The 6,321-nt window shown below is 66.8% G+C and carries 8 protein-coding genes; 2 read left to right on the top strand and 6 right to left on the bottom strand.

Annotation, left to right across the window (positions count from 1 at the left end):
- Nucleotides 1-71: 71 nt before the first annotated feature.
- Genes cutA through ACLQ2O_RS38025 form a run of 3 tightly spaced genes read right to left on the bottom strand, consistent with a single transcriptional unit; the run spans nt 72 to nt 1,153 of the window.
- Nucleotides 72-395, bottom strand: coding sequence for a divalent-cation tolerance protein CutA (cutA, locus tag ACLQ2O_RS38035; protein ID WP_425842252.1), 324 nt, complete (start codon nt 393-395; stop codon nt 72-74).
- Nucleotides 396-404: 9 nt separating this feature from the next.
- Complete coding sequence (locus ACLQ2O_RS38030; RefSeq protein ID WP_425842250.1) at nt 405-893, bottom strand: GNAT family N-acetyltransferase; 489 nt, start codon at nt 891-893, stop codon at nt 405-407.
- Nucleotides 890-1,153 (bottom strand): UTRA domain-containing protein, encoded by a 264-nt coding sequence (locus tag ACLQ2O_RS38025; RefSeq protein WP_425842248.1) that lies wholly within the window; start codon nt 1,151-1,153, stop codon nt 890-892. Before ACLQ2O_RS38025 ends, ACLQ2O_RS38030 begins: the two co-directional genes overlap by 4 nt.
- Before the next feature lie 224 nt (nt 1,154-1,377).
- Here ACLQ2O_RS38025 and ACLQ2O_RS38020 point away from each other — a divergent pair, with 224 nt between their 5' ends.
- On the top strand, nt 1,378-1,956 hold the full coding sequence (locus ACLQ2O_RS38020) for a choice-of-anchor C family protein (RefSeq protein ID WP_425842247.1): 579 nt from the start codon (nt 1,378-1,380) through the stop codon (nt 1,954-1,956).
- Between the two features lie 67 nt (nt 1,957-2,023).
- Here the strand turns inward: ACLQ2O_RS38020 and ACLQ2O_RS38015 are convergent, their stop codons facing one another.
- A complete protein-coding gene (locus ACLQ2O_RS38015; RefSeq protein WP_425842245.1) occupies nt 2,024-3,337 on the bottom strand; it encodes a hypothetical protein in 1,314 nt (437 codons plus the stop codon).
- A gap of 427 nt (nt 3,338-3,764) precedes the next feature.
- Between ACLQ2O_RS38015 and ACLQ2O_RS38010 the strand changes: the two genes are divergently transcribed.
- Complete coding sequence (locus ACLQ2O_RS38010) at nt 3,765-4,091, top strand: hypothetical protein (protein ID WP_425842243.1); 327 nt, start codon at nt 3,765-3,767, stop codon at nt 4,089-4,091.
- 371 nt (nt 4,092-4,462) lie between these two features.
- Here ACLQ2O_RS38010 and ACLQ2O_RS38005 read toward each other — a convergent pair whose 3' ends face one another.
- Both ACLQ2O_RS38005 and ACLQ2O_RS38000 read right to left on the bottom strand, forming a co-directional pair.
- Entirely contained in the window at nt 4,463-5,110 is a 648-nt protein-coding gene (locus tag ACLQ2O_RS38005; RefSeq protein ID WP_425842241.1) for a response regulator, read from the bottom strand.
- A complete protein-coding gene (locus ACLQ2O_RS38000) occupies nt 5,107-6,240 on the bottom strand; it encodes a histidine kinase (RefSeq protein ID WP_425842239.1) in 1,134 nt (377 codons plus the stop codon). Before ACLQ2O_RS38000 ends, ACLQ2O_RS38005 begins: the two co-directional genes overlap by 4 nt.
- Nucleotides 6,241-6,321 lie beyond the last annotated feature (81 nt).

The following is a 6,321-nucleotide window of genomic DNA, read 5'->3' as shown; positions in this document are numbered from 1 at the left end:
GACCTACCTCGGCGGAGTACTCCTCGCCGCCATGATCACCCACCACCGCATCCACAATTAGCAGACACGCCCTAGTCCTTGCTGGTGGACTTGTCGAGCCAGGCGAAGTACCGGGCCGACCCCGCGACGATCGGAACAGCAGCAAGCTCGGGGCTGTCCCACGGATGCGCACTCAGCAGATGAGCTTCCAGCTCGGGGTACCGGGCCTCCGTGGTCTTGAGGAGAACCTGCCACTCCTCCCCCTCGCCGTACTCACCTGCATGCCAGAAGACGGAGATGACCGGGCCCACAACCTGAGCACCGGCAGCAAGACCAGCCTCGACGGATGACGTGGCCAGCCGAACAGCGTCCTCACGGGTGGGCGTCGCGGTCGAAACCTGAAGGTAGGCAGCCACGGGCGCAGTTTAGGCGTGAGCCCCGATGACGCGCCGCGGCCAGCCGGTACGCCGGTCAGCTAGGCGAGGAAGTTGGAAGATCTGTGGCTGTTCAGCGAGCTGGCTGGCGTCGGGCTGCTCGCGCCAATCCGTCGCCGCGCGCTGGAACAAGGCTCCGGATGGGTAGTCCAGATCTAGCGTGCGGACATGCTTGAAGCCTCGCTGCTCGTAGTACCGGTGAACTTCCGACGGACGATCAGGCGGTGGAGGTACAAGGCCGGTTCGGCCTGCTCGCTCTCGGTCCAGCGCTACGGTCGCGGCGGTGTCACCATCGTCAGTGCGGATCATCCACGTCTCGCCCGCGCGGATGCTCGACAGGATGCGCTCGGCCTGGGCTTCCGGGTTCGGCCAGGCAACAGCCCATTGGTTGATGCCCTTCTTGGCCAACCAATCGCCCGTCTCCTGCCGCATGGCGATGATGACGGGGAGGTCGCCAATCGTTGCCTGCTCGACTATCACTGCGGGGCCCCGTTCTCGTCCGGCACGTACGCCTGCAAGTCACCGATCTCGTAGACCACGCGGTTCCGGTCGCCGGCAAAGATGGTGAGCGTGAGCCGGAGCGGGCGAGCATTGCTGTATGTCGTCCGCACATAGACCAGGACTGGAGTACCTGAACCCAACCCGAGCTTGCGGGCTTCGTCAGGTGTCGGAATCCGAGTCGTGAGTTCGTCGACGTAGCCAATCTCTTCGTGGCCCTTCGCGGCCCTTGCTCGGATCACGCCACCCGGTACGTCGTGCGGAGTGAGTAGGCCGAACTCCAGCGGACGGATCAGGAGTTAGGGCAGAGGTTCGTCTTCGCGATCGGCCCATCGCCTGGCTCGATCCAGCGATGCCCCACGCCGTTGGGACGGGCCGACTCCGGAGAGTGATCGTAGGCTGGCGGGTAGGACCCGTCCGTCCGTGCCTGGGAGGCGCCGCCATGCCGAAACTTCGTCGTACGTCGTTGCTGATCGCGCTGACCACCGCGCTAGTCGCTCTGACCGCATCGCCGGCCTCGGCCGCGCCGGTTTTTGCCAATGGGTTTGAGGATCCGCCGCTCTCGGTCGGGTTCAAGCAGTACGTTGCGGGCGAGCAGTTCGGGGGATGGACCGTGGCCTCGGGGACCGTTGACGTGGTGACCTACTGGGAGAACGCTGAAGGGTTGCAGTCGCTCGACCTCAACGGGACCGCGGAGGGGTCGGTCGCGCGCACGCTGCCCGCGCAGCTGCTCACGACGTACAAGGTCACCTTTGCCGTGGCCGGCAACCCGGAAGGGCTGCCGACCGTCAAGAGCGGCAAGGTCGCCGTCAACGGGCAGCAGGTGGACGCCTTTACTTTCAGCACCGCGGGGAAGAACATCCGCAACATGGGCTGGGTCTACCGCAGCTTCTACTTCACCAACCTGCTGTCGACTTCCTCGGTGCTGCGGTTCACCAGCACCTCACCGTCCATCTGGGGCCCGGTGCTTGACGACGTGAAAGTGGAGAGCTGTCTTCTGATCCTCTGCCCGGCCTCGGCCTCCACCGTGAACCGGATCCGCTGACCAAGCGCCTACCTGCCGGAGTACTCGGTGAGAAGCTCATCGAGTACTCGCTTGGCGCTCGTGGAGCTCAGGGAAGTTCGCGAAGGCCTGCTGCCACTGCGATTGACAGTAGTTGGTCGCGTCGAAGGTGTGAGGTTTTCAGGAGCTCGCCGATGCGCTGCTTCTGGGGAGCAGTAGGTCGGAAGTACATCGGTGCTACTGGTTGGCTGCCGAGGGGTGCCAGGTGGGGATCTGGGTCGTGGTGAAGCTCCAGGTCTGCGATGACTGCTTCCCAACCGCCCAGGTTCCGGTGGATCCACCAGGCGCGTCGGCGGAGGTCGGGGGCTTCGGCGGACTTGAGCGCTGCGAGGTCCGGGACGGACCACAGACGCGGGTTGCGGATGAGCACTTCGCCCGCGAGGCGGGCGACGCGCGAGTTGGCCGCGGCCGTCAGCTCGAACAGCGTCGAGACGTCTTCCGCGGACGCGTCGGGTTTGAGCAGGACGAGGCCGACCTTGCGCAGCGCGAGCTCATCGCTGTGAACGAGAGACACGATCTCGTCACGGTCGACGGGACGATTCATCTCGATGAGTCCGAGATACGCGCGAGCGCGTACGGCCGGGGTCGCGTCCGAGCGCGTGGCCCCGGCGTACGTCGCGGCCGGGTCGCGGCCTATCTCCTCCCATCGGCGCCGTGCCCAGAAGCGAACCAAGACGGAGCGGTCCACGAGGAGCCGTTCGACGTCGTCCGGGTGGAGCTCGGATGATGTCAGGCGGACCAGACCGAGTACGCGGCTGTCTGCTGCACGGCTGTGCAGCAGCAACTGCGCGACCAGCTCCGTCGACGCGTCGTCGGCAACGATGTGACTCAACAGCCGCCGTACGACCTGGTCGTTCTCGCGCGGGTGAAGCTTGAGGACATCGGCGAGCGAGAGCAGCCCCGTCTCCAGGCTGTGCTGAAAGGCCGCTCGGCGCAGGTCGCGGTCGCGAGACGTTCGTAGGAGCGCCCACACCTCGGCCTCCCCGTGAGCCGACACCAGGGAGTGCAGGTACTGCGCCAGGACGTCCGCGCCGCGGCCGCGCTTCTCGAGCCGGTGGAGTATCGGCATGATCCGATTGGCCTGGTCGAGCTCGGTTCGTCGAAAGACTTCGGCCGCGGCTGCCTCGCGGATCACGGCGACATGGTCGGTGGCTCGTAATGCCAGCGCGCGATCGCCGCCGGCGTCACCCGATCTGATCAACGCCCGGACCGCGCGCTCACGAACGAATCCGTTGGAATGGATGGTTGCGAGCACCGCGACGACAGGGTGCTGTTCCAGAGCTTCCTCGGTCCACTGCTCCGACGGCCCGAGAGTCGGTCCTTCGTACCGGAACTGGCGGGCGAAGTAGTCGATGCGCAGCAACTCTCGCGCGGACGCGGCGTCGAGCCAGGACGCGATCTCGTCCAGGTCGGCCCGGTCGCGGCGCACGGTGGCGTCAGAGGCCTCGGCGAGGCGACGGCGGATCTCCCCCGGAGTCAACATGTCACCCATCTTGACCGATGGAGTGACGGGACGTCCGGGAATTTCTGTACGCCGCCGGCTCCCGCCCACCCTCCGGCTTGTCGCTCGCGCAAGTTGCCGGCTTGTCTTTTGGAGCGCTCCGAGAGGGCCGGTCAAATCAGCGATTAGGGCGACTGAATCGTGGTCTGGGCTAGGGCTGGTGGACTGTATGCTGACCGGCTCCTAGTGGTGACTAGCAAGAATTGTGGGGACTCGGTTGCCGACCGGTGAGTGGACTTTGGCCAACGATGATTACGGCTCGTCGCAGCGGCTGCGACGGAGGAGCCGGATGATCATCGGCTTGGTTGTACTGGTGTTCGTGGGGCTTTGTGCGGTGCTCTACTTCACCGGTGCGTCGCTTGGGGGTGCGCCGTCTCTTGGGCCGACGAACTACAGCACCAGCGTCAACTGTGAGGTCAACACCGTTGGAGCGCAGGGAACGGTGACGATCAGCGGCACGATTACTGGGGATGCGTCGAGCTACCTGGTGACCGTTGACGTTCTGGATCAGGCTTCTCAGCAGCGGATCGGGGGGGCAGACCTTCGAGGTTCGGGATACGAGCACCTTCGGGGGAACGACCGCGGCCGACGCGGCTATCGGGCCGGAAGGTATTGACTGCAAGATCTCCAAGGTGGAGTAGGCCTCATTACCTGCCAGGTACGGCCTGGGCGCAGTACGGGAATGTTTGGTCATCCGCGCGTCCGTGAGGGGTTGTGCGCCGTCGCCCTAGGTGCTTGATTGCGCGATAAGCTCAGGGCGCGGGCGATAGCCCGTGAGCCGGCGCCAGCCGGAAGCTCCGGCGCTAAGCCGGTACTCCGGCGCTAAGCCGGAAACGCCCGCGTAAGCAGGCCCACAGGCCGGCGCCAAGCCGGCAGACTCCGCCGGCGATAAGCCGGAGGGTGGGCGGGAGCGGGCGTAGCTGACGTCTGGAGGAGCGTAGCGACGGAAGGCGGCTGCGGAGACCGCGTGGGGGACGAACACCCGCGTCACGGTCTGATGCGGTTGGTTTCGTAGGTCCAGATGGCTAGTTCTACTCGGTTTCGGGCGCCGATTTTGAGCATCAGGCTGGTGAGGTGGGTTTTGACCGTGCTGAGGCTGATGTGGAGGTCGGTGGCGATTTCGGCGTTGGTTCGGCCGGCGGCTGTGGCCAGGAGGACCTCCTCTTCGCGGGTGGTCAAGGGGTCCAGGGGTTGCGGTGGGGTTGAGGGGGCTGCGAAGGCCGCGAGTAAGCGGGCGGTGATTTTGGGTGCGATCAGGGCGTCGCCGTTGGCTGCCGCTTGGAGGGCTTGGACGAGGAGGTCGGGGCCGGCGTCTTTGAGGAGGAAGCCTCGGGCTCCTGCTTTCAGGGCTCCGTAGACGTACTCGTCGAGGTCGAAGGTGGTGATCACGACGATCGGGATTGGGTCTTGGACGCCGGGGCCGGCCAGTTCGCGGGTGACGGCGATGCCGTCCAGGCCGGGCATTCTGATGTCGACGAGGCAGACGTCGGGGCGTTGACGGCGGGCGAGGGCGACGGCTTCGAGGCCGTCGGCGGCTTGGGCGACTACCTCGATGCCGGGTTGGGCGTCGAGGATCATCGCGAGGCCGGTTCGGACCAGGTCCTGGTCGTCGGCGACGAGGACTCGGATGGTCATCGGCGGGCCGCCGTACGGGGTAGTATTGCTTCGACGGTCCAGCCGCGGTGGGGATCGGGGCCGGCGGCAAGGGTGCCGCCCAGCAGGGCTGCGCGTTCGGTCATGCCGGGGAGGCCGTAGCCGGAGGGGTTCACAGTGGTGGGCTCGCCGTCGTCGTGGATGGTTAGCCGCACAATCTCCCCGTACGACGTGAGGTCGACCTCGATGCGCGTCGCCTGACGGGCGTGCCGGGTGGCGTTGGTGATCGACTCCTGGGCGATGCGGTAGATCGCGGCGCCGACGGCTGGGCCGAGGTCGTCCAGGTTGCCCGACAGCGTGAGCTCGACACGCGAAACAGCGTCGGCGAGCCGTTGCAGATCGGCGACACCGGGCTGCGGCGCGAGCGCGGCCGTACCGTCGTCACGCAGTACGCCGACCATCGTGCGCAGCTCGGCGAGCGTCCGGGCGCCCTCCGACTCGATCACGGCGAGCGCTTCGACTGCTGCCTGAGGGCGGCTGGCCGCGACGGCCTGGCCGGCCTGGGCGCGGATGACGATGGCCGAGACGTGATGGGCGACCGTGTCGTGCAGCTCGCGGGCGAGTTGTTCGCGCTCCCGGAGCCGGACCTGGTCCCGCTCGCGGAGCCGGGCGGTCCATCGGTAACGGACCGCGGCGGCGAGCGTCGCCGGGAACAGCAGGAAGATGCTGCCGCCGACCGCCTCGCCGTACCCGGTGAAGTCGCTGACGATTCCCAGCACCATCGCCACCAGCACGAACGCGAATCCGATCAGGATGTCGCGGCCGGATCCCCAGCGGACGAGTGCGTACGGCAACAGGACCACGCAGATCATCGCGTAGAGGCCGAAGGGCGAGCGGTCGCCGATCAGGGCCACGATGTCGACCACGATGATCGCGCCGAACACGGCGGAAACCACTGCCAACGGACGCGTACGACGCCACAGCAGCGCGACCACGGTCGCCAAGGAGAACGCCAGCGCGAACGGCCGCCACACGACGTCCGTCCGCAGTACGCCCTCGAGAACCGCCGCGACCATCAGACCGGCGACGAGCACCCAGTCGCGCCACACCCGCCTGGGCGGGTACGGCGCTCGCGGCTCGGCCAGCAGCGACCGGAGAGCGTTTCTCACCATGCCCACAGCGTAGGGACTCCGGGCCCTCCGCGGATCGGCTCAAAGTACGGGACGCGACCCGGCTGATCGGCCGAGGAAAGT

Origin of the sequence: Kribbella sp. DT2, from assembly GCF_049844575.1 — a bacterium.
Lineage (GTDB): Bacteria > Actinomycetota > Actinomycetes > Propionibacteriales > Kribbellaceae > Kribbella.
Note: the sequence above shows the minus strand (reverse complement) of the source record. Positions and strands in the feature narration are given on the sequence as shown.